Consider the following 19,692-nt stretch of genomic DNA (forward strand, 5'->3'; position numbering starts at 1 on the left):
GGCCGCGAACTCACCCCCCCCCGGTGGACCGGAATCTCGCGCTGCGCACAGTCTTACCTGAAAGAACGCGTCAGTGCGCGGCTTCCTGCCAGCTACGTCCAACCCCGACTGCGACATCAAGTGAGACCGCCATCGAAACAGCGGACGCCATTTCTTCCCGCACGATGCGTTCAACACGCTCACGCTCAGCCGCCACCAACTCGATGAGGAGTTCGTCATGAATCTGCACGAGGACGCGCGAGCGAAGACCCGCTTCGTGCAAGGCGTCAACAACTCTAATCATCGCGATTTTAATAATGTCGGCGGCGCTGCCCTGAATCGGAGCATTCAAGGCGGCACGCTCAGCCATTTCACGGCGCTGACGATTCGATGACCGCAGATCAGGCAGGTAACGACGCCGACCAAACATTGTTTCTGTATAGCCGGTGCGCTTGGCCTGAGCAACCAAAGAATCAAGGTAGTCACGCACGCCAGCGAAACGCTCGAAGTAACGATCTTTCAAGGCCGAGGCTTCCGCAACAGGAATTCTCAGCTGCTGGGAGAGGCCGTAGGAAGATAAGCCGTACGCCAAACCGTACGACGTTGCTTTAATGCGGGAACGCTGCTCCCCGGTCACCTGGTCAACAGGAGTATCGAACACCATCGAGGCCATCGTCCGATGGAGGTCCTCACCGGAGTTGAAAGCGTCAATGAGTCCACGGTCCTCGGAGAGGTCGGCCATGATTCGCATTTCAATCTGTGAATAATCAGCACTCATCAGGGCATCGAATCCGGGACCCGCAACGAATCCGCCACGAATACGCATGCCATCGGCCGTGCGAGCGGGGATGTTCTGAAGGTTGGGTTCCGATGACGCCAGGCGCCCTGTCGCCGCTGCAACCTGTGAGAACGTTGTGTGAATACGACCATCTGGCTGGATTGTTGCGATGAGACCATCCACCATTTGCTTGAGTTTGATCCGGTCACGGTGCGTCAGCAGGTGTTCAAGGAACTCATGCCCCGGTCCGCCGGTATCTACGGTCTTCACCCACAGACTCTGGAGCGCCTCGGCGTTCGTTGTGTAGCCGCGTTTATTTTTCTTCGTCGGCGGCAGTCCTAATTCATCGAAAAGAACCTCTTGAAGCTGCTTGGGGCTCGACAGATTGACCTCGTGTCCGAGGACATCCCAAGCGGCGTGGCGCGCCTCATCCACCGCCCGGCCAAGTTCTTCAGCCATAGACTCCAAGTGCGCAGAATCCACCGCGATTCCGATGTCTTCCATATCCCCAAGCACCTGGGACAGTGGCATCTCAATGTCGGTGAGCAATCCGGTTTCTTCGGATTTTTCAAGCGTCTGAGACAGCTTCTCCCACAGGTACATGAGGATCACACCCTTGCGGGCCGCACCCTCCTGATGCTTTGTTGGGCCCACCGGGATATCTAAATCGTCGGCCTCAAACAGGGCATCGGATTGTTCGGCCTCGTCCCCGAATTCAACGTTCAATAGTCGTCGGGCGAGATCAGAGACGTCGTACGAACGCTGCTCCGGATGGGCAAGGTAGGCTGCGAGCTGAACATCGAAGGTCGCATCGCCCAGCCTCCACCCGCGCGACCGCAGCGCATGTGACGTGCCTTTCCACTGATGAACGATGAACGCCGGGGAGCCCCCCGCCAACGCCGCCACAGGATCAGCAAGAATCTGCGCAAGTTCCTCATCTTGCGCAGGAGTCACGTCCGCGGGATCAATGATGAGCGTTTCCTCACGCGTTGCGAACACGAGATCTGACACGTGTCCAAGGGCTGCCTGTTTCCTTCCCTCGACCCATAAGGCAACCTCGTGTTTGTCCCCCAGCCAGCTCCGAAGCGACGTTGCTTCGTCAGCAACACTCACCGTCACCTCAGCGAAGAAGTCCTCGTTGTCCTCTTCCTCCGCTTGGAGAGTCTGCGCACTGTCGGTCACTCCAATGGACGAGGCCGAACGCACACGAGAACGCAACGATGAAAATTCAAGAGTGTCGAAGAGCGTTTCGATGCGAGTCATATCCGTGGCTTGACGGCGAAGATCCGTCACCTCCACGTCAAGATCAACGTCGGTGAGAAGCCGGTTAAGCCGGCGATTCCGCAGGACATCCTCGGTATGTTCTCTCAGCGCCTCACCGCGTTTACCGCCGATCGCATGCGCATTGGCGAGGACGTTGTCGAGGCCGTCATAGGTGTTGATCCACTGCGCCGCCGTTTTCGGTCCCACGCCGGGAACACCGGGAAGATTGTCACTCGTCTCCCCCACGAGAGCCGCGATCTCAGGATAGCGACGCGGTGGAACCCCGTACTTTTCTTCAACGGCTTCAGGAGTCATTTCTTTAAGGTCTCCTGCGCGCTGGCCCGGGTAAAGCACCGTCACCGTATCCGTCACCGTCTGGAAGGAATCGCGGTCACCCGATACGACGAACACCCGATGTCCGTCACGTGCCCCCCGGTGAGCGAGCGTTGCCAGAATGTCGTCGGCCTCGTAGCCCTCTTTCGTTAAAGACACGATGCCCATTGCGTCAAGGACCTGTTCGATCAGCTCAACCTGTCCGATGAATTCCTCAGGTGTTGCGTCGCGTGTCCCCTTGTACTCCGGATACTCCTCATTGCGGAACGACCCGCCGGGAAGATCGAATGCTACAGCAACCATGTCCGGCTGTTTGGCTTCAAGCAACCGAAGGAGCATCGTCGTAAATCCGTACACCGCGTTCGTATGCTGGCCCGTGTGCGTGACGAAGGTGTCCGCAGGAAGAGCATAGAACGCCCGAAACGCCATCGAATGGCCATCGATAATCAGCAAAGTTTCGCTCACACATGACACCCTAGAGGGCATGAGCACAACTCACCGAATGAACGAGCCGTCACCAAGCGAATCATCCGACGTCCCACCCGCGCACTCCCTTGCGCTAGCGAAGAGCACTCGGGAAGAGGAAAACCCGGCGTCGTCCTCTTCAATACCTGAAGTTTCAACCCGCGCCTCGGGCGAAAGACCCGACCCCATGAGCCCCACCGGATTCGTTGGTGCCCACTGGCCCGGTTCCCTCATGGAGCACATGGGGATGGAGGTGCATGAACACGGAGCATCCCGGACCGTCATCACCATGCCCGTTGACGGCAACCGACAATCCGCTGGAATTCTCCACGGCGGGGCAAGCGCCGCCCTCATTGAAAGCGCCGCCTCATTTTCAGCGCAGATTCACGCGCGCACAGTTTTCGGTCGCGACGACGGTTTCGCCGTTGGCATCGAAATTTCTGTCTCTCACGTGCGCTCGGCAACACAGGGGCAAGTGACCGCGATTTCTGAGGCCGTTCACCTGGGAGGTTCTCAGACTGTTCATCTTGTCAACGTCACAGATGATCAGGGTCGTCTGATCGCCACGGGACGCGTCACGAACAGAATCCTCAGGCGCCGCAGCTCATAAGCACCCACGACACAAAAACGTCCCTGGATGAATATCCAGGGACGTTTTTCTCAACACAACCGAAAGGTCAATCAGTCGTCAACTTGGTCAATGACAGCGTCAGCGACCTCGCGCATCGACAGACGCCGGTCCATCGAAGTCTTCTGAATCCAGCGGAATGCCTCGGGTTCAGTCATCCCCATGTTCTTCATCAGGAGTCCCTTGGCCCGGTCGACGCGCTTACGCGTCTCAAAACGATCGGTCAGATCAGCGATCTCCTCTTCCAGGGACTCGATCTCCTGGTGACGCGACAAAGCGATCTCAACGGCGGGGATGAGATCTGCGGGGCTAAAGGGTTTGACCACGTACGCCATCGCTCCCGCATCGCGTGCGCGCTCCACCAACTCTGTCTGGCTGAATGCCGTCAACATGACGACCGCGCAGGAGAGCTCATGGAGAATTTTCTCAGCAGCGGTGATGCCGTCCATCTTCGGCATCTTGACATCCATCACACATAGATCGGGTTCAAGGTCGAGCGCCAATTGGACGGCTTCTTCTCCGTCGGCGGCCTCGGCAATGACCTCAAAGCCTGCTGAAGTAAGCGTTTCGACGATATCAAGACGAATAAGGCCTTCATCCTCGGCAACGAGCACGCGGCGTGGCTCGACTTTTTCTTCAGCAGTCATTCTTTATGTCCTCAGTTTGGTAGGTCGTGCTGGTCTATTCTAAAGTGGTTGTGCGCGATTTGCTGACGCGAACGCGCAATGCCCCGATAGCCCAACTGGCAGAGGCGGTCGGCTCAAACCCGGCTTGTTGTGGGTTCGAATCCCACTCGGGGTACCATCGCGAAATTAAACTTAGCGAATAATCACCGCTGATACAGCCTAGTTCCCTCGGCGTTTTCACCTTTACTCCCGGGCGTGTGTGCGCGTCCCGACTCCTCAGCGTCTCTACCTGAGCGTGGACCTTGACGCGCGTATTCCCGCGCGTGTGCGTCGATATGTCGACGCCAATGCAAATCTGGAGTCCCCGCTGTCTGATCACCTGCGAATGTCATGGCCTCAACGGACACCAAAGGCCCGCGAAGGACTTTCCTTCGCGGGCCTGACGTTGGCTGTCGATCAGGCTACTGGAATGACTTTCAGGCCCAAATACCGAGCTGCTCTGTTGCGCAGCTCCGGAACCTTGAGTTCTTCGATTGCCTTTGCAATCGCCGAGTCGCTCATGTCGGAGAACCACGGCTTCACCGCCGCAGAGAGCTGCTCAACGTCAAGGTTGTTTGCCTGACGCCCAAAAAGGGTGTCATGGACCGACACGGTCCGGGTGTTCGTATTCATTTTCTACTCCATCATTCTCTTCATCATCACGTCTGGGGTATGCGCACGGTTTGCGCAGGCAGCCCTCAGACGAACGTCTGAATCGTCGTTGGAACGGCTCGTCCTCGTTCATCGAGGTCGATGAGTACCGATATTCTCAACGTCGATAGACCCATTCTATTCCCTTAACCAGCTCAATTGCCAGATTGTGGAACGAAGTGTCCCACACTAGCAGCAAAGGGAGGACGACGCAACATTCACGGAAGATGCGAGAAGACGTGGAGTGACCGACCATAGGAGCCCAGTTTTAGACGAACACAAACGCCGGCACCCCAAGGGGAGCCGGCGCGTGTTCACATTCTCAGTGAACGTCCGATCGTCCGCCGATCTGATAGTCGACCTCGTCACCGACCTCGTGAATGCGAAGCATATTCGACGACCCCGCGGTCCCCGGCGGCATCCCCGCAACGATAACCAGCTGTTCACCAAGTTCAGCCAAATGCGAGGACTGCATCACCTGATCAACCTGCCACACCATGTCATCCGTGTGACGAACCTCGGGGACACGATAGGTCTGAATCCCCCACGAAAGCGCGAGACGGCGACGCGTTGACTCCAGCGGCGTAAACGCCAGCATCGGGATCGCCGTGCGTTGACGTGACATCAATCGAGCGGAAGCACCAGACTGAGTGAAAGTCACCAGGTATTTCACGTCCAGATGCTCGGCCAACTGCGCGGCCGCCACACACAGAACACCAGCCCGGGAGCTAGCGAAGTAGCTCGGCAGAGCAGCGATGCGCTCACCGCCGTTTTCTTCCGTGGATTCAATGATCCGAGCCATCGTTCGCACGGCCTCAATCGGATAGGTCCCCACCGACGTCTCACCCGAGAGCATCACAGCATCTGCTCCGTCAAGGATTGCGTTTGCACAGTCCGAGGCCTCGGCGCGTGTGGGACGCGGGTTCTTAATCATCGATTCGAGCACCTGCGTGGCAACGATGACGGGCTTGGCAGAGCGACGCGCCAGCTCAATCGCCCTCTTTTGGACAAGTGGCACCGATTCGAGCGGCATTTCAACACCCAGGTCACCTCGGGCAACCATGATCCCGTCGAAGGCCTGAACAATTTCATCAAGGGCCTCAACAGCCTGAGGCTTCTCGATCTTTGCGATCACGGGGATCCGAGTCCCCTCCTCGTCCATGATCGCGTGGACGTCTTCGATGTCGCGAGCATTGCGCACGAAAGAGAGTGCGATGAAGTCCGCGTTTTGGCGAATCGCCCAGCGCAGATCTTCCTGATCTTTCTCCGACAGAGCAGGAACAGAAACGGCAACACCGGGGAGGTTGAGGCCCTTGTGATCCGACACCATTCCGGGAACCTCGACACGTGTGACAACATCCGTGTCCGTGACCTCAATAACCCTGACGGCAACGTTTCCGTCGTCGATGAGCAGGCGATCACCCGGCGCACAGTCCCCGGGCAGGCCCTTGAAGGTTGTGCCCACGCACTCCTTGGTTCCTTCGACATCGCGGGTGGTGATGGTGAAGGTGTCCCCCATTTCGAGCAGCTGCGGCCCGTCCTTGAAAGTTTCAAGTCGGATCTTTGGACCCTGGAGATCAACGAGGATCGCTACAGCCCGACCCGATGTTTGCGAGGCCTTACGGACTTTCTCAATCACTGCTTCATGTTCTTTGGCAACACCGTGAGAGCGGTTGATTCGCGCAACGTCCATGCCCGCGTCAACCAGGGCTTGGACTTGTTCAGGTGAATCGGTCGCCGGACCGATGGTGCACACAATTTTCGCTCGACGCATGCCTTCACTCTACCGTGAGTGCACGCAATACTCTTGTTCCAGGCACGTGAGCCCCGCGTGATGCTGCCCATGAGGGGGGATGAAAGTCCCTTCTCACGCGAAAAACCCGGTGTCGAGGTCGGTTACATCCCCTTGGGTTGGCGCCGTCGTGCGTCACCGATCCTTCGGCGAATTACGCACACCTCTAAGGCGAAAAAGTCTCAACCCTCTATTCGTCATCGAATGGTGGACGGTTGTGGGGGCAGTGAATGTGTCGACGACTGGTGAAAGAAATCCACGCGGCTATTCATCACGCAGGTGCGAAGAGCGCGATGGCGTTTCCTTCTCGGGGATGCTCGCGCGCTCGACCTCGTCACCATGTTCGACCTCGTCACCATGTCTTTCCTCGTCCTCATGAGCGGGAACGAGGGCGAGGCCGGAGTCGTCCTGAGCTAACTCAGGGGAATCCGTTGATGTCTCGGATGCACGCAAGGCCGGACGCTCATCCTCAGAAAGTGTGGTTGACCTACTCAAACGACCCGCAACAATGAAGCACATGACGCCGAATGCCAGAGCAACCACAGAGGTCCACACATTGAGGCGCAATCCGAGGAAAACTTGAGCCTCGTCAATGCGTAGCATCTCCACCCACGAACGCCCCAGCGGGTATGCCACAAGGTAGAGGGAGAAAACCTGACCGGATTTCAGGCGGAAACGTCGATCAACGAGGACGATGAGCCCCGCCATCGCCAGGTTCCACAGCGATTCGTAAAGGAATGTCGGATGGAAAAGAGTTCCCGAGGCAAAACCGGCAGGGAGATGCGCGTCGTCAATTTCTAGGCCCCACGGAAGAGTGGTTGGCCCACCGAAAAGTTCCTGGTTGAAATAGTTTCCCCAGCGTCCGATGGCCTGGGCGACCAGGAGCGCCGGAGCGAGGGAATCCGCGATCGGTCCGATCCTTTGGCCGGCTCGACGCACAGCGATCCACGCTCCGATCGCTCCGAAAGCCACGCCACCCCAAATACCCAAGCCGCCGTGCCAGATCATCAGCACTTCCCACGGGTTGTGTCCAGCCGCGAAATAGTCGTAGGGCGTTGTGATCACGTGGTACAGACGAGCACCAACAATGCCCAGGGGAATCGACCACAGGGCAACGTCGTACATGAGTTCGGGATCCCCTCCGCGACGCCGGTATCGCTTCGCCGTCCACCACGTTGCAACACACATGCCGATGACAATGATGATGCCGTAGGCACGCAGCGGGATCGGCCCGAGATACCACACTCCTTGCGGTGGAGACGGGATCGATAGATGATGAATCATTCCTGAGGTCTCCTCGCGTTGTGTGCCCCGTGAACAAGTTCCGTTGCCAAGGCTTCCAGATTGTGTAGCGCGCGATCGAAGGGCTCAGCAAAAAGTGTTTTGACCAGGGCGGATCCCACGATCACCCCGTCGGCGTATGTCCCGATTTCTCCGGCTTGTTCACCCGTGGACACGCCGAGGCCAACGCAAACGCGTTCGGCTCCCGCGCTGCGCGTACGTTCAACCAGGTCACGAACGTGGGAGTCAACACGTGCTCGTGCTCCCGTTACGCCCATCGACGATGCGGCGTACACCCAGCCACGAGAATGAGCGCTGATGAGCTCAAGACGATGGAGGGGCGAGGACGGAGCAACAAGATAGATGCATTCAAGATCGTTCGCTTTTGCCGCGGTTTCCCATTGAGCGCCTTCCTCGGGTGGAAGGTCAGGGGTAATGAGACCCGAGCCTCCAACAGCCGCAAAGTCACGGGCAAATCTGTCGACACCCCACCACTCAACGGGATTCCAATACGTCATTGAGCACGTGGGAATCCCATATGCGGTGAGTTCATCAACGGCGTGAAACAGGTCCTCAAGATGGGTTCCGTTGTTGAGTGCTTCAACTGTGGCTTTCTGGATTGTTGGCCCGTCCATTCCCGGATCCGAATAGGGGAAACCCAATTCCAGAACATCCACTCCGCAGTCAGCAAGAACTTGACCGGCTCGGATTGACTGCTCAACAGTTGGGAAACCCACCGGAAGATACGCAATGAGAGCCGCACCTGCCTTCAAGCAGGCCGCGTCAATTGCCTGTGCGCTATGTCCAGCTCGCTGAGTCATTGCTGTCCTCCCTTAGGCAGCTGAGTCTCAGGGACAGGCGCCACCGCCGATTCGCCTGCGCTCGGATCAATCACCTGACGTGTCGCGGCGCCGAAACCAAACCAGCGTGACGCTGTGTCAACGTCCTTATCGCCACGACCTGAGACGGTGACAATACAAATCGGTTCCTCCCCCGGCGCAAACGGTCCCTTCTGGGCACAGATCCGCTTCGCCCACTGGCGCGCACCGGCAAGAGCGTGCGCAGACTCAATCGCCGGGATGATTCCTTCCGTGCGCGACAGATGAAGAAAAGCGTCCATCGCATCTGCGTCTGTGATCGGCACGTAGGTGACACGTCCTTGACGGGCAAGCCACGCATGCTCCGGGCCAACACCCGGATAGTCAAGGCCCGCAGAAATCGAATGAGACGCCTTTGTTTGACCATCGCGTTCTTGAAGTACGAACGTTCGAGCCCCGTGGAGCACCCCGACTTCATTCGCGGTGATCGATGCGGCGTGTTTGCCGGTATCCACACCGTCACCTGCGGCCTCGCAACCGATGAGTTCAACATCGGGGTCGTCGAGGAATCCGGTGAACGTGCCGATGGCGTTGGATCCACCACCGATGCATGCGCACACCATGTCCGGCAGGCGCCCTTCGCGTTCGAGGAGCTGAGCGCGCGCCTCGTCACCGATCACGCGTTGGAGATCGCGAACAATTCCGGGGAAGGGATGCGGACCGGCCGCCGTGCCGAAAATGTAGTTTGTTGTGTCAACGTTTGTTACCCAGTCACGGAATGCCTCGTTAATTGCGTCCTTGAGTGTGCGTGAGCCAGCGGTCACCGCCACGACTTGAGCACCGAGCATTTGCATTCGCGCAACGTTGAGGGCCTGACGCTGCGTGTCTTCCTCACCCATGTAGATCGTGCATTCCAAACCCAGCAGAGCCGCGGCCGTTGCCGTGGCAACTCCGTGTTGTCCCGCTCCTGTTTCGGCGATCACTCGGGTTTTGCCTAGCTCCTGTGTCAGCAGTGCTTGGCCCAGAACGTTATTGATCTTGTGGGAGCCCGTGTGATTGAGGTCCTCTCTCTTGAGGAACACCCTGACACCGCCAAGGTCCTCAGCAAAGCGTGGAGCCTCAGTCAGAAGGGAAGGACGACCCGCATACTGGCGGAAAAGAGTGCGAAGTTTGAGTTGAAACTCTAGGTCTTTCCACAGACGCTGCCACGCTGCGTCAAGTTCCTCAATGGGACCCATGAGTGATTCAGCGACGAAACGACCGCCAAAATCCCCGTAATACGGACCTTGAGCATCCGCGAATGCCATCTAGGACTCCTCTCGAATTGCCGCGCGAACCCGTGCTTTCCGGTCGGTTTCTAACGCGGGATGCTGACCGGCGCTGACCATGTCTCGAAGCGCCTCAGAAGGGTGGCCCGAGGTCACCAGGGCTTCTCCAACGAGAACGGCATCTGCTCCCCATCGTGCGTACTCGAAGACATCATGAGGTCCCGTGACCCCTGACTCGGCGACTGCAACGACGTCGGCTGGGATGACGTCAACGACCTGTTCAACGACTCCGCGATCAACTGTCAGGGTCTTGAGATTACGAGCGTTGACCCCGATGATCCGTGCCCCCGCTTCAAGCGCACGCAGGGCCTCGAGACGTGAATGTGATTCAACGAGAGCCTCCATTCCCAAGGAATGCACGCGTTCAAGAAGAGACACAAGCACATTCTGTTCAAGAGCTGCAACGATGAGCAGAACAATGTCAGCTCCGTGAGCGCGGGCCTCGTGAATCTGATAGGGACTCACGATGAAGTCCTTGCGTAAAACAGGGATGTCCACGGCTGCGCGTACCGCGTCGAAATCATCAAGTGAGCCACCGAAACGACGCTGTTCCGTGAGCACAGAAATCGCTGTTGCTCCAGATGCTTCGTATATTGAGGCCAGAGCCGCAGGATCGGGGATCGATGCCAGCGCCCCCTTTGACGGGGATTTGCGTTTGACCTCTGAAATGATTGATACAGCGCCCGGTTGTGAACGGAAAGCCGCGAGGGCGTCCTTCGGATCGTCTGCACGCTGAGCGTGCTTCTTGATCTCCTCAAGCGGAATGCGTGCTTCACGCTCCGCGAGATCCTCAAGTACACCCGCGATAATGTCGTCCAGAACACTCATTGGTGACGTCCTCCTCGTGTCATCGGACTCTTCGATGCTATATCGCACACCTCAGCGATCCCTCAACGGCTCATCATCCGAGCGTGAGGAGTCATCTGAGGCAGTAGACGACGCATCTGCCAGGGTCGATGCGATGACAACGGATTGTAGAGCCGCTGCCGCTTTGTTTCGTGTTTCCTCGTATTCCGTTGCGGCAACAGAATCGGCAACGATACCTGCGCCCGCCTGAACTGATGCCACCCCATCAACCACACTGGCGGTGCGGATTGCAATCGCCCAATCGGCATCACCTGAGAAATCGAAGTAGCCAACCACTCCCCCGTAGACTCCGCGTGCAGCCGGTTCGTAGGAGTCGATGAGTTCGATCGCCCGAGGCTTGGGCGCACCTGATAGCGTTCCCGCGGGGAAAGTTGCGACCAGGCAATCCACCGAGTCAACATCTTCCCTGAGTACGCCCGTCACCGTTGAAGAAATGTGTTGAATATGTGAGAAACGCTTGATCTCCATCAGTGTGGACACTTCAACTGTTTCGGGGACGCACACCTTTGACAAGTCGTTGCGAGCCAAGTCAACCAGCATGACGTGTTCGGATAGTTCCTTCGGGTCGCGCAGCAGTCCTTGAGCAAGCTCACGGTCCTGCGCGGCATCGCGTCCTCGTGGACGTGAGCCTGCGATCGGATAGGTCCACACGCGGTCTTTCTCCCGACGAACCAGGGTCTCGGGTGAAGAACCGATGACTTCGAAGAGCTCACCGGTACCTGAGGGAAGCGCCATGTAGAACATGTACGGCGAGGGGTTGACCGTGCGCAGCACCCGGTACACGTCCAGGCCCTGGGCGCGAGAATCCACGTCAAGTCGCTGCGAGAGGACAATCTGAAATGCATCCCCATCCCGGATTGATTTCTTCGCAGCCTCAACCGAAGCCTCGAAATCCTCGCGTTTCGTCCGATGCCTCACCGTGGGCTCCGGCTCATCTGAACGCACGCCGAGAACCGCTGGGGAAATCGGAGATGCCAAACGAGCGGACATCGCTGAGAGTGAGGCAAGCGAATTCTCGTATGCCTCATCAACACGTTTATCTGAGCCGTCAAAATTCAGAGCCGTTGAAATCAACCATACCGACCCGTCGGAATGATCAATTGCCGCAATTTGCGTGGCCAGACACAGCGAAGCATCGGGAACATCCACTTCGCGGTCGGCGTGAGCACGAAGTGTGGGTTCCCATTCGGGCAAAAGCCCCCATCCGAGGGACCCAACAAGCGCACCCGTCAGCGGTGGCAGACCGGGAATCGGCTCTCCTTTAAGGGTATGCAGTGCCGATTGAACAACGTCAAGAAAAGTGCCGTCGTGGAGGGCACCAGCCGGGCATTCCCCCTGCCAGCTCGTCACCAAGTCTCGCGTCACGATCGCCCCGGGCCCCGACGCTCCGACAAAAGACCAGCGGCCCCAGGAACCATCGTGCTCGGCGGACTCAAGAATGAAGCTGCCGTGTGGACCGTGTGCGAGCTGACGATACACCCCCAAGGCGGAGAGCTCATCGGCGAGAACACGTTTGACAACGGGGATCACGCGGCGGGTCTTCGCGAGCTCGCGAAAACGCTGCCGGCTTGGCCACGTCTGCCCCCAGGCGAGGTCCTCCGCAGTGTCCGCCAGCGAAATATCGTGCATTTTTTCCGTCGCGTTCAACGATTCCCCACTTTCGCTTCCAAAGGCCCACCCGCGTCGAAACACGAACGGGCTCCCGTGTGACAGGCCGCTCCAACCTGATCAACCTCAATGAGCAACGCATCTGCGTCGCAGTCAAGACGCACCGATTTCACGTACTGCACATGACCTGAGGTATCTCCCTTGCGCCAAAACTCTGAACGTGACCGCGACCAGAAAGTCACTCGTCCTTCCGTCAGTGTCCGACGAAGGGCCTCGTCGTTCATCCATCCGAGCATGAGGACTTCACGGGTGTCGTACTGCTGAATGATCGCGGCAACGAGGCCGTTCGCGTCATGTTTGAGGCGAGCAACGAGGGCGGGGATGTCAGTCACCTGTCTATTGTCTCACTGTGGCGGCGACCGGCGAAAACGCGTCCACGGTCACCCTACATCCAGTCGGGAACAATTCCCCAGCAGATATCGGCAACGAGAGCGCCTCCGATGAGCCACGGTCCCATCGGCATGCGCGAATCTGTGCCTCCGGCACCCACGATCAGTCGCCACATTGCAGCGATACCCGCAGCAACAAAGGCGAGGAGAAATCCACCGACTGCACAGTCTAAGCCAACGGACCCAAGCATGAACCCGAGAACGGGAGCGAGCTTGACGTCCCCATAGCCCAGACCTCCCTCAAAGCGGTTAAGGATCCAGGCGGGGATCGCCCACAGCAGCCCGCCACCGCAGGCGGTGAGAATCAGGGTGACGGGATGCGAGGACGTCACTGAAGCGCAGCCCACCCCGAAAATCACGGCGATCGCCATTGCCAGTGAGTATCCGTTGGGTAGGCGATGGGTTGCGCCATCAACGATTCCTGAGAGAATCCCGATCATGGCTACCCCAACGATTGCTGGGGCCGCTGGGCGTTGATGAGCGGCGACGAGAATAATTGCCCCGACGATGGCGCTTGTCCAGACAACACCGTTGCGTCGAAAAGGAGTGAGTGCCGCTTCAATGAAATAGCGCCGTTGAATCCGCCACCCCCCTTTCCACAGCCAGACAACAATGACGATCCACGTGGCAACGGCGGTAACCAGGGAGATGTTGTGCGCCTGGCTCGTCGCCACTGAGAATGCATTCACGATGTTTCTCCACGGTTGTCCAATTCCCTAGCGAGGGCGAGGCGCATTGGGCCTGCGTCAGGGTCTTGCCCCGTCATCAGTCTGACCTGGAGCATCGCCTGTTGGAGAAGCATCTCTGTGCCCTCGGCAACGCAGGCTCCTGCACGTTCATAAGCTGAGCGCAGCGCAGTGTTCCTGGGAGAATAGACGACGTCGAGAAGGGTCTGATCCACCCGGACTTTCAGGTCTGCTGCAAGGTCGTCCGCTACTCCCCGCGGCACTGTTGACACAAGAATATCTGCCTGAGACAGTGCGGTAAGGACGCGCTCTCGATCAGCCCACATGATCTGTTCCACGGGAATCCCCAGGCGCATTGAAGCTCCCAGAACCGATCCGGAACCAGAGAAACGTCGCGCAACGACGATCACGTGTCGAAATCCCAGCGTCCCCAAGGCTGCGAGTGCCGATGAGGCCGTTGCTCGACCTCCGAGAATGACGGCCACCTCCGTGGAGGTCAGGCCGCGAGAAGAACGTGCCTGCTCGAGTGCCCGAACGATGCCATGAACGTCCGTGTTAAACCCCGTGAGAATCCCCGCAGAAGGAATCACCGTGTTGAGTGCTCCAACGGCTTGAGCCAGTGGGTCAACGGCATCCATCGCACCAAGAAGCACCTGTTTACAGGGCATCGTCACTGACAGTCCACGGCACTGAGAGTCAATTCCCCACACGAAGTCGGCCGCGTCCTCGCTGCGGACATCTATCCGCTGGTAGACCCAGTCATCCCCAAGTCCCAGGCTGTCCCACGCAGCCCGGTGGAGAACCGGCGATAACGAGTGGTCAATGGGAGAGCCGATAACCGCTGCCCACGGCATTGACTCAGCACTTCCCGGGATTGCTCGAGCAGTATTTCTTGAACTTTTCGACGTTCTCGAGCTGCTCATCCTGAGTTTTCGCGAAGAGAGTTTCGCCGCTGTCAAGGTTCACCGTCACGTAGTACAGCCAGTCCCCATCGGCGGGCTTCAGCACCGCCTCAATAGCGGCTCGAGATGGCGACGCAATGGGCGCGGGAGGTAACCCCGGATACTTGTACGTGTTGTACGGATTATCGTCTCGCAGCTCGGCCTCGGTGGGGATTCCACCAAATTTACCTACTCCGTACAGAACTGTTGAGTCCATCTGGAGGAGCCCGCGAGTTTCTCCCTCGGTGTTGCTGAGACGATTTTCAATGACCCGAGCAACCATCGGAAGATACGTTTCGATGTTCACTTCGCGTTCAAGAATCGATGCCTTCACGAGCAGCTTTTGTCGATCTTGTGATGCGACGCGCAGGGAATCAAGTTCCTTGACCGTTTCGGCGATCATCTGCGCAAAGAGCGTTGTTGGGGTGTCCGACTGTGAGATTTCATAGGATCCGGGGGCCAGCCACCCTTCAACGTTGCCTCCGGCTTCGGCAGGCAATCCCAGCGCCTGCGGATCTTTAAGGGCTGCATTGATCTCATCGGTACTGAAATCGGTGATGTCGGCGATTTTCTCAACGACCTGTGCAACCGCTTGGCCAGGATTGACCGTCACTGTGTTTTCAGTGCGGTTCGCTTCGTCAAGCAGCGCAGCAATGGCGTCCGAAGCACTCATCTGTTTCTTGAGAGTGTATGTTCCCGGTCGAATCGATGCGGCAGCTTTATTGGCTTCAAATGCGCGGACGAAAGCCTCGACGGACTTGACGACGTCGGCGTTAACGAGGTGCTGTCCGATCTCTGCTCCGGTCTCGCCAACCTCGATGGTAATGACCGCCGTGCCTGAACCCGGCCCCCGGTAGTCGTCAGCTTCCACGCTTTGATTCGCTCCACGAATTTGCGTCCACGCAAAGTAGCCGGCTCCTCCAACCAGAGCGAGCACGAGAAGCAAGATGAGGGCGGAACGGAAGCGGCGCCAGAACCGGCGTTGACGGGCCTTGCGTCGTTCCTGTACGAAACGCCGCGACCGCATTCCCGTTGTTTCGAAGAACTCTTCCGTACTCATTGACGAGGACGAGGCCGACGCATTTGATACTCCAAGCTGCGTGGACGCGGCATGGTGATCTCCGTGGTGTCGGCTTGAACGTTTGGGGAGTTCATCGGAGACAGGTCGACGCGAAGAATCATCGAAGTCGCTCACATGTCATCCTTTCCTTCGGGGCGGGAAATTTCAATTCCGGGGGCATCGCCACGCATTCTCTCCTCATCGAGAGCACTCTCCAAGATGATCTGAGCGGCAACCTGGTCAACAACGTCGCGGTGACGTCGCTCGTCAACACCGGATTCTCGCAGGCGCTGATGCGCTTGGTTAGAGCTTAGTCGCTCGTCAACTAGTGCGACGCGAATCCCCGGACGTAAATCTTTGATTCTTCGGGCATAGCGCCTGGCACCTTTGGCTGAGACTCCTTCACCTCCCTTGAGGTGGCGAGGGAGCCCAACGATCACTTCGATTGCGGCGTACTCGTCAATGATTGCTGCTAGGCGATCAAGCTCGGACCCATCGGGGGCGCGAAGCAAGGTCTCCACCGGAGAGGTGAGGATGCCGTGCGGGTCGCAGCGAGCAACGCCGACACGTACTGTGCCGACATCCACTCCGATGCGAACGCCTGTCCGAATGCTCATAGGTTCTCTAGTTCGTGACGGAGTGCGCTCAACGCGTCGGCGATGCCGTCAAGACGTGTGCCACCGCCTTGAGCGATGTCGTCGCGTCCGCCACCGCCACCGCCGAGGAATTTCCCGACGGAACGAATGAGTGCGCCTGCCTTTGCGCCGACTTCGCGGCCTTTGCCATTCGTTGCAATAACGAGCGACGGCTTCCCACCGACGTTACCGGCGAGGGCCACAACCGCATGGGCGTTGCCCAGTCGGTCACGGACATCAACGGCGAGGGTACGCAGTGCATCCGCGGAGGGAATCTCTCCAACAAACTCTGCAACAACGTGCATGCGTCCGAGCGTCTTGGCTTGCGCAGCGTAGTTCTCTGCGCGAGCAAGGGTCTGCTCAAGTCGAATTTTCTCAAGCTCTTTCTCGGAATCACGTAGACGAGTCATGAGAGTTTCGATGCGTGCAGCAAGCTCGTCGGGTCGTCCACCGACGATGCCGGTGATCTGCGAAACAAGCGCGTGTTCTTTGGCTTGGAAGGTGTACGCGCCATCGCCAACGAGGGCGTCGATACGGCGCACACCCGAGCCAATCGATCCTTCACCGAGAACCGTAATGCGCCCCAGGTGCCCGGTCGATGGAACGTGGGTGCCACCGCAGAGTTCCTTATCAAATCCATCACCGATGGTGACGACTCGAACTTCCTGTCCGTATTTCTCACCAAAGAGTGCGATCGCGCCTGAGTTGCGGGCCTCGTCAAGTGACATCACGTCGGTTGTCACCGGGAGGTTTTCTGCAAGCTTCTCATTGACCAGAGACTCAATGTCGTTGATCTGTGAGGTGGCGAGGGCTCCGGAGTGTTGGAAGTCAAAGCGTAGGCGCGAGGGCGAGTTCTCTGAGCCTGCCTGATTGGCATCCGGGGAAACAACGCGACGTAGACCTGCGTACACCATGTGTGTTGCCGTGTGTGCGCGGGCAATTGCCAGGCGACGCTGCGTATCAATTTTCGCGTACGCTTGCGCTCCCACGGTGACGGTCCCTTCGACGAGGGTTCCACGGTGAACTGACAGGCCAGCAATCGGTGCCTGAACATCATGAACGTTGATCAGCCCGCCGTCGGCAGTCTGAATTGTTCCGTGATCGGCAAGCTGGCCACCCATTTCGGCATAGAATGGCGTGCGATCGAGGACGACTTCGACTTCCGCCGGAGCCGTAGCTGCGGGCACCGCAACCGAATCCACGAGCAGTCCGGTCACCCGAGCTTCGCTCTCATTCTCGGTATATCCGACGAATGTCGAGCCAGACCCCATCTGTTTTTCAATGTCGTGGAAGACCCGGACGTCCGTGTGGCCGGCTTTCTTTGCTCGCGCATCGGCGCGGGCACGTTCGCGCTGAGCGTTCATGAGCGAACGGAACTCGTCCTCGTCAACCGTGACCCCCTGCTCCGCAGCCATCTCAAGGGTGAGGTCAATGGGGAAACCGTACGTGTCATGCAGCGAGAATGCTGAGTCACCTGACAGAACGTTCGAGCCGTCTTTCTTTGCTCGTTCAACGGCTGTGTCGAGGATTGTTGTGCCGGCGCTTAACGTGCGGCGGAAAGCATCTTCTTCGGCATATGCGACGTCGCTAATCGTTGACCAGTTGTCCTCAAGGTTCGGGTACGACGGCTTCATCGCGTCCTTCGACACGGTCAGCAGTGTCGGCAAAGTTGCGTCCTCGACTCCGAGAAGTCGCATGGAACGCACAGCGCGCCGGATGAGGCGGCGCAAAACATAGCCGCGTCCGTCATTTCCGGGCCGGACTCCATCCCCAATGAGCATGAGCGATGAACGAATGTGGTCTGCAACAACGCGCATCCGAACGTCATCGTCATACGCGCTACCCGCGCGAGGACCCGCGGCTCCCAGTCCATAGGTTTTCCCTGACAGTTCTTCGGCTGCGGCGATGACGGGATAGACCTCATCGATCTCGTACATGTTCGGCTTGTCTTGCATGATGAATGCCAGACGCTCCAGGCCAGCTCCGGTATCAATCGCCGTCTGGTCCAGTTTTCCAACGAGCTCGAAGTCATGCCCTTCGCCCTCGCCCCGGACGAACTCATCGAAGACGAGGTTCCAGATTTCAAGGAAACGATCACCCTGAACGTCGACAATGGGACCGCCGTCAGGTCCGTATGCGGCACCTCGGTCATAGTGGATTTCACAGCAGGAACCCGCCGGTCCCGGCTGACCGGTTGACCATGAAATCTCCTCAAATGGCAGGAGCTGAACATGCTCTTTCGGCATTCCAATGACTCGGGTGAGGTGATCGAGGGAGACCTGGTCTTTCTCCCAAATCGTCATCCACAGGCGATCGCCATCAAGCCCGTAGCCTCCCCGATCGGTTGGTGACGTCAGGAGTTCCCATGCGAAGTCAATCGCACCTTCCTTGAAGTAGTCACCAAAAGAGAAGTTGCCGTTCATCTGGAAGAACGTTCCGTGACGCGTTGTCTTTCCGACGTTATCAATGTCGTTCGTTCGGATGCACTTCTGAACAGAAGCGGCGCGCGGCCAGGGGGCGGGCTCGGTTCCGAGGATGTACGGAATGAACGGAACCATGCCGGCAACGGTAAAGAGGATGGATGGTTCCGGCGAGATCAAGGACACCGACGGTTGGATCTCGTGGTCTTTCGACGCAAAGTAGTCGAGCCAGCGGCTGCGAATTTCAGAGGTGCGCATGAGTCCTCATGGTAGACGGTGAACAGGCGAAAGAACACATCTCCCCCATCTCGTGGGCATCGATAGCCTGGGGATATGTGGGCTGTGTATGAGTTGAGCCCCGGGGGGCGTGTGCTCCGCGGGGCCCAACACAGTAAAAATCAGCGAGAGTAGTGCTCGACGACCATCTGCACGTCACAGGTCACGGGGACCTCGGCGCGCTTGGGACGACGAACGAGCGTTGCTTTGAGGCGCTCAAGGTCAACATCGAGGTACTCGGGCACCACGGGAAGAACATCGCGGTGAATACCCTGAGCTGCGATCTCGAAGGGAACGCGAGTCTGCGAACTCGGCTTGACCTGAATGGTCTGGCCGGGCTTGACGCGGAATGAGGGACGGTCAACGATTGCGCCGTCAACCATGATGTGGCGGTGCACAACGATCTGGCGTGCCTGCTGGATCGTGCGGGCAAAGCCGGAACGCAGAACGAGGGCATCGATGCGCATTTCGAGCAGCTCAACAAGGTTCTCACCGGTCAGGCCGGAGGTGCGACGTGCTTCCTCGAAGGCGCGGCGCAACTGAGCCTCACGAATACCGTACTGAGCGCGCAGACGCTGCTTTTCCTTCAGACGCACGGCGTAGTCGGAATCCTGGCGGCGACGGCTACGGCCGTGCTCACCGGGGCCGTATGGGCGCTTCTCGAAGTAGCGGACGGCCTTGGGGGTCAGGGCAATGCCCAGGGCGCGCGATTCGCGCACCTGCTTGCGGGAACGGTTCTGTGCCATGTTCCTTTATATCTCCTGTTTCG

17 protein-coding genes and 1 tRNA gene are annotated in these 19,692 nt (G+C 58.3%); 2 read left to right on the top strand and 16 right to left on the bottom strand.

Going from position 1 to position 19,692, the window contains the following annotated elements; genetic code table 11:
- Positions 1-70: 70 nt before the first annotated feature.
- Complete coding sequence (gene polA, locus G7Y41_RS05075; RefSeq protein WP_196819457.1) at positions 71-2,839, bottom strand: DNA polymerase I; 2,769 nt, start codon at positions 2,837-2,839, stop codon at positions 71-73.
- On the opposite strand from polA, the gene G7Y41_RS10050 reads away from it, so the two are divergent.
- Complete coding sequence (locus G7Y41_RS10050) at positions 2,838-3,428, top strand: PaaI family thioesterase (RefSeq protein WP_231367233.1); 591 nt, start codon at positions 2,838-2,840, stop codon at positions 3,426-3,428. The two genes, polA and G7Y41_RS10050, sit on opposite strands and share 2 nt — an antisense overlap.
- Positions 3,429-3,499: 71 nt before the next feature.
- Here the strand turns inward: G7Y41_RS10050 and G7Y41_RS05085 are convergent, their stop codons facing one another.
- Entirely contained in the window at positions 3,500-4,093 is a 594-nt protein-coding gene (locus tag G7Y41_RS05085) for an ANTAR domain-containing response regulator (RefSeq protein ID WP_165315374.1), read from the bottom strand.
- 80 nt (positions 4,094-4,173) lie between these two features.
- Here G7Y41_RS05085 and G7Y41_RS05090 point away from each other — a divergent pair.
- Positions 4,174-4,250 (top strand) — tRNA-Leu (locus G7Y41_RS05090).
- A gap of 278 nt (positions 4,251-4,528) precedes the next feature.
- Here G7Y41_RS05090 and G7Y41_RS05095 read toward each other — a convergent pair.
- The 14 genes from G7Y41_RS05095 to rpsD all read right to left on the bottom strand — a co-directional run bounded on the left by G7Y41_RS05095 (position 4,529) and on the right by rpsD (position 19,669).
- Positions 4,529-4,744 (bottom strand): hypothetical protein, encoded by a 216-nt coding sequence (locus G7Y41_RS05095; protein ID WP_165315375.1) that lies wholly within the window; start codon positions 4,742-4,744, stop codon positions 4,529-4,531.
- A gap of 340 nt (positions 4,745-5,084) precedes the next feature.
- The gene (pyk, locus tag G7Y41_RS05100) at positions 5,085-6,536 is read right to left on the bottom strand and encodes a pyruvate kinase (RefSeq protein WP_165214812.1); all 1,452 of its coding nucleotides are present in this window, start codon (positions 6,534-6,536) and stop codon (positions 5,085-5,087) included.
- A gap of 282 nt (positions 6,537-6,818) precedes the next feature.
- Positions 6,819-7,838 carry a prolipoprotein diacylglyceryl transferase gene (gene lgt, locus G7Y41_RS05105; RefSeq protein WP_196819458.1) on the bottom strand — a complete coding sequence of 340 codons (1,020 nt, stop codon included), beginning with the start codon at positions 7,836-7,838 and terminating at the stop codon, positions 6,819-6,821.
- On the bottom strand, positions 7,835-8,656 hold the full coding sequence (trpA, locus tag G7Y41_RS05110; protein WP_165315376.1) for a tryptophan synthase subunit alpha: 822 nt from the start codon (positions 8,654-8,656) through the stop codon (positions 7,835-7,837). The genes lgt and trpA overlap by 4 nt, the downstream gene beginning before the upstream one ends.
- Positions 8,653-9,960, bottom strand: coding sequence for a tryptophan synthase subunit beta (trpB, locus tag G7Y41_RS05115; protein WP_165315377.1), 1,308 nt, complete (start codon positions 9,958-9,960; stop codon positions 8,653-8,655). Before trpB ends, trpA begins: the two co-directional genes overlap by 4 nt.
- Positions 9,961-10,809, bottom strand: coding sequence for an indole-3-glycerol phosphate synthase TrpC (gene trpC / locus G7Y41_RS05120; RefSeq protein WP_165214821.1), 849 nt, complete (start codon positions 10,807-10,809; stop codon positions 9,961-9,963).
- 51 nt (positions 10,810-10,860) lie between these two features.
- Entirely contained in the window at positions 10,861-12,477 is a 1,617-nt protein-coding gene (locus tag G7Y41_RS05125) for a chorismate-binding protein (protein WP_165315455.1), read from the bottom strand.
- Positions 12,478-12,491: 14 nt separating this feature from the next.
- Entirely contained in the window at positions 12,492-12,848 is a 357-nt protein-coding gene (gene hisI, locus G7Y41_RS05130) for a phosphoribosyl-AMP cyclohydrolase (RefSeq protein WP_165315378.1), read from the bottom strand.
- Between the two features lie 53 nt (positions 12,849-12,901).
- The gene (locus G7Y41_RS05135; RefSeq protein WP_165315379.1) at positions 12,902-13,594 is read right to left on the bottom strand and encodes a prepilin peptidase; all 693 of its coding nucleotides are present in this window, start codon (positions 13,592-13,594) and stop codon (positions 12,902-12,904) included.
- A complete protein-coding gene (locus tag G7Y41_RS05140; RefSeq protein ID WP_165315380.1) occupies positions 13,591-14,445 on the bottom strand; it encodes a shikimate dehydrogenase in 855 nt (284 codons plus the stop codon). The genes G7Y41_RS05135 and G7Y41_RS05140 overlap by 4 nt, the downstream gene beginning before the upstream one ends.
- Before the next feature lie 4 nt (positions 14,446-14,449).
- The gene (gene mltG, locus G7Y41_RS05145) at positions 14,450-15,727 is read right to left on the bottom strand and encodes an endolytic transglycosylase MltG (RefSeq protein ID WP_231367234.1); all 1,278 of its coding nucleotides are present in this window, start codon (positions 15,725-15,727) and stop codon (positions 14,450-14,452) included.
- Positions 15,724-16,209: a Holliday junction resolvase RuvX gene (ruvX, locus tag G7Y41_RS05150; protein WP_165315381.1), complete on the bottom strand. Its 486-nt coding sequence runs from the start codon at positions 16,207-16,209 to the stop codon at positions 15,724-15,726. Before ruvX ends, mltG begins: the two co-directional genes overlap by 4 nt.
- Positions 16,206-18,905: an alanine--tRNA ligase gene (alaS, locus tag G7Y41_RS05155; RefSeq protein WP_165315382.1), complete on the bottom strand. Its 2,700-nt coding sequence runs from the start codon at positions 18,903-18,905 to the stop codon at positions 16,206-16,208. Before alaS ends, ruvX begins: the two co-directional genes overlap by 4 nt.
- A 140-nt stretch (positions 18,906-19,045) precedes the next feature.
- Positions 19,046-19,669 (bottom strand): 30S ribosomal protein S4, encoded by a 624-nt coding sequence (gene rpsD / locus G7Y41_RS05160; protein WP_165315383.1) that lies wholly within the window; start codon positions 19,667-19,669, stop codon positions 19,046-19,048.
- Positions 19,670-19,692: the final 23 nt, after the last annotated feature.

Source organism: Schaalia sp. ZJ405 (assembly GCF_011038885.2).
Classification (GTDB): domain Bacteria; phylum Actinomycetota; class Actinomycetes; order Actinomycetales; family Actinomycetaceae; genus Pauljensenia.

What these genes read in the sequence shown, in the direction of transcription:
- ruvX (WP_165315381.1), bottom strand. Translation starts at nt 16,209, where the DNA reads ATGAGCATTCGGACAGGCGTTCGCATCGGAGTGGATGTCGGCACAGTA.
- G7Y41_RS05095 (WP_165315375.1), bottom strand. Translation starts at nt 4,744, where the DNA reads ATGAATACGAACACCCGGACCGTGTCGGTCCATGACACCCTTTTTGGG.
- pyk (WP_165214812.1), bottom strand. Translation starts at nt 6,536, where the DNA reads ATGCGTCGAGCGAAAATTGTGTGCACCATCGGTCCGGCGACCGATTCA.
- trpC (WP_165214821.1), bottom strand. Translation starts at nt 10,809, where the DNA reads ATGAGTGTTCTGGACGACATTATCGCGGGTGTACTTGAGGATCTCGCG.
- G7Y41_RS05085 (WP_165315374.1), bottom strand. Translation starts at nt 4,093, where the DNA reads ATGACTGCTGAAGAAAAAGTCGAGCCACGCCGCGTGCTCGTTGCCGAG.
- G7Y41_RS10050 (WP_231367233.1), top strand. Translation starts at nt 2,838, where the DNA reads ATGAGCACAACTCACCGAATGAACGAGCCGTCACCAAGCGAATCATCC.
- polA (WP_196819457.1), bottom strand. Translation starts at nt 2,839, where the DNA reads ATGCCCTCTAGGGTGTCATGTGTGAGCGAAACTTTGCTGATTATCGAT.
- G7Y41_RS05125 (WP_165315455.1), bottom strand. Translation starts at nt 12,477, where the DNA reads ATGCACGATATTTCGCTGGCGGACACTGCGGAGGACCTCGCCTGGGGG.
- rpsD (WP_165315383.1), bottom strand. Translation starts at nt 19,669, where the DNA reads ATGGCACAGAACCGTTCCCGCAAGCAGGTGCGCGAATCGCGCGCCCTG.
- trpA (WP_165315376.1), bottom strand. Translation starts at nt 8,656, where the DNA reads ATGACTCAGCGAGCTGGACATAGCGCACAGGCAATTGACGCGGCCTGC.
- G7Y41_RS05140 (WP_165315380.1), bottom strand. Translation starts at nt 14,445, where the DNA reads ATGCCGTGGGCAGCGGTTATCGGCTCTCCCATTGACCACTCGTTATCG.
- lgt (WP_196819458.1), bottom strand. Translation starts at nt 7,838, where the DNA reads ATGATTCATCATCTATCGATCCCGTCTCCACCGCAAGGAGTGTGGTAT.
- trpB (WP_165315377.1), bottom strand. Translation starts at nt 9,960, where the DNA reads ATGGCATTCGCGGATGCTCAAGGTCCGTATTACGGGGATTTTGGCGGT.
- alaS (WP_165315382.1), bottom strand. Translation starts at nt 18,905, where the DNA reads ATGCGCACCTCTGAAATTCGCAGCCGCTGGCTCGACTACTTTGCGTCG.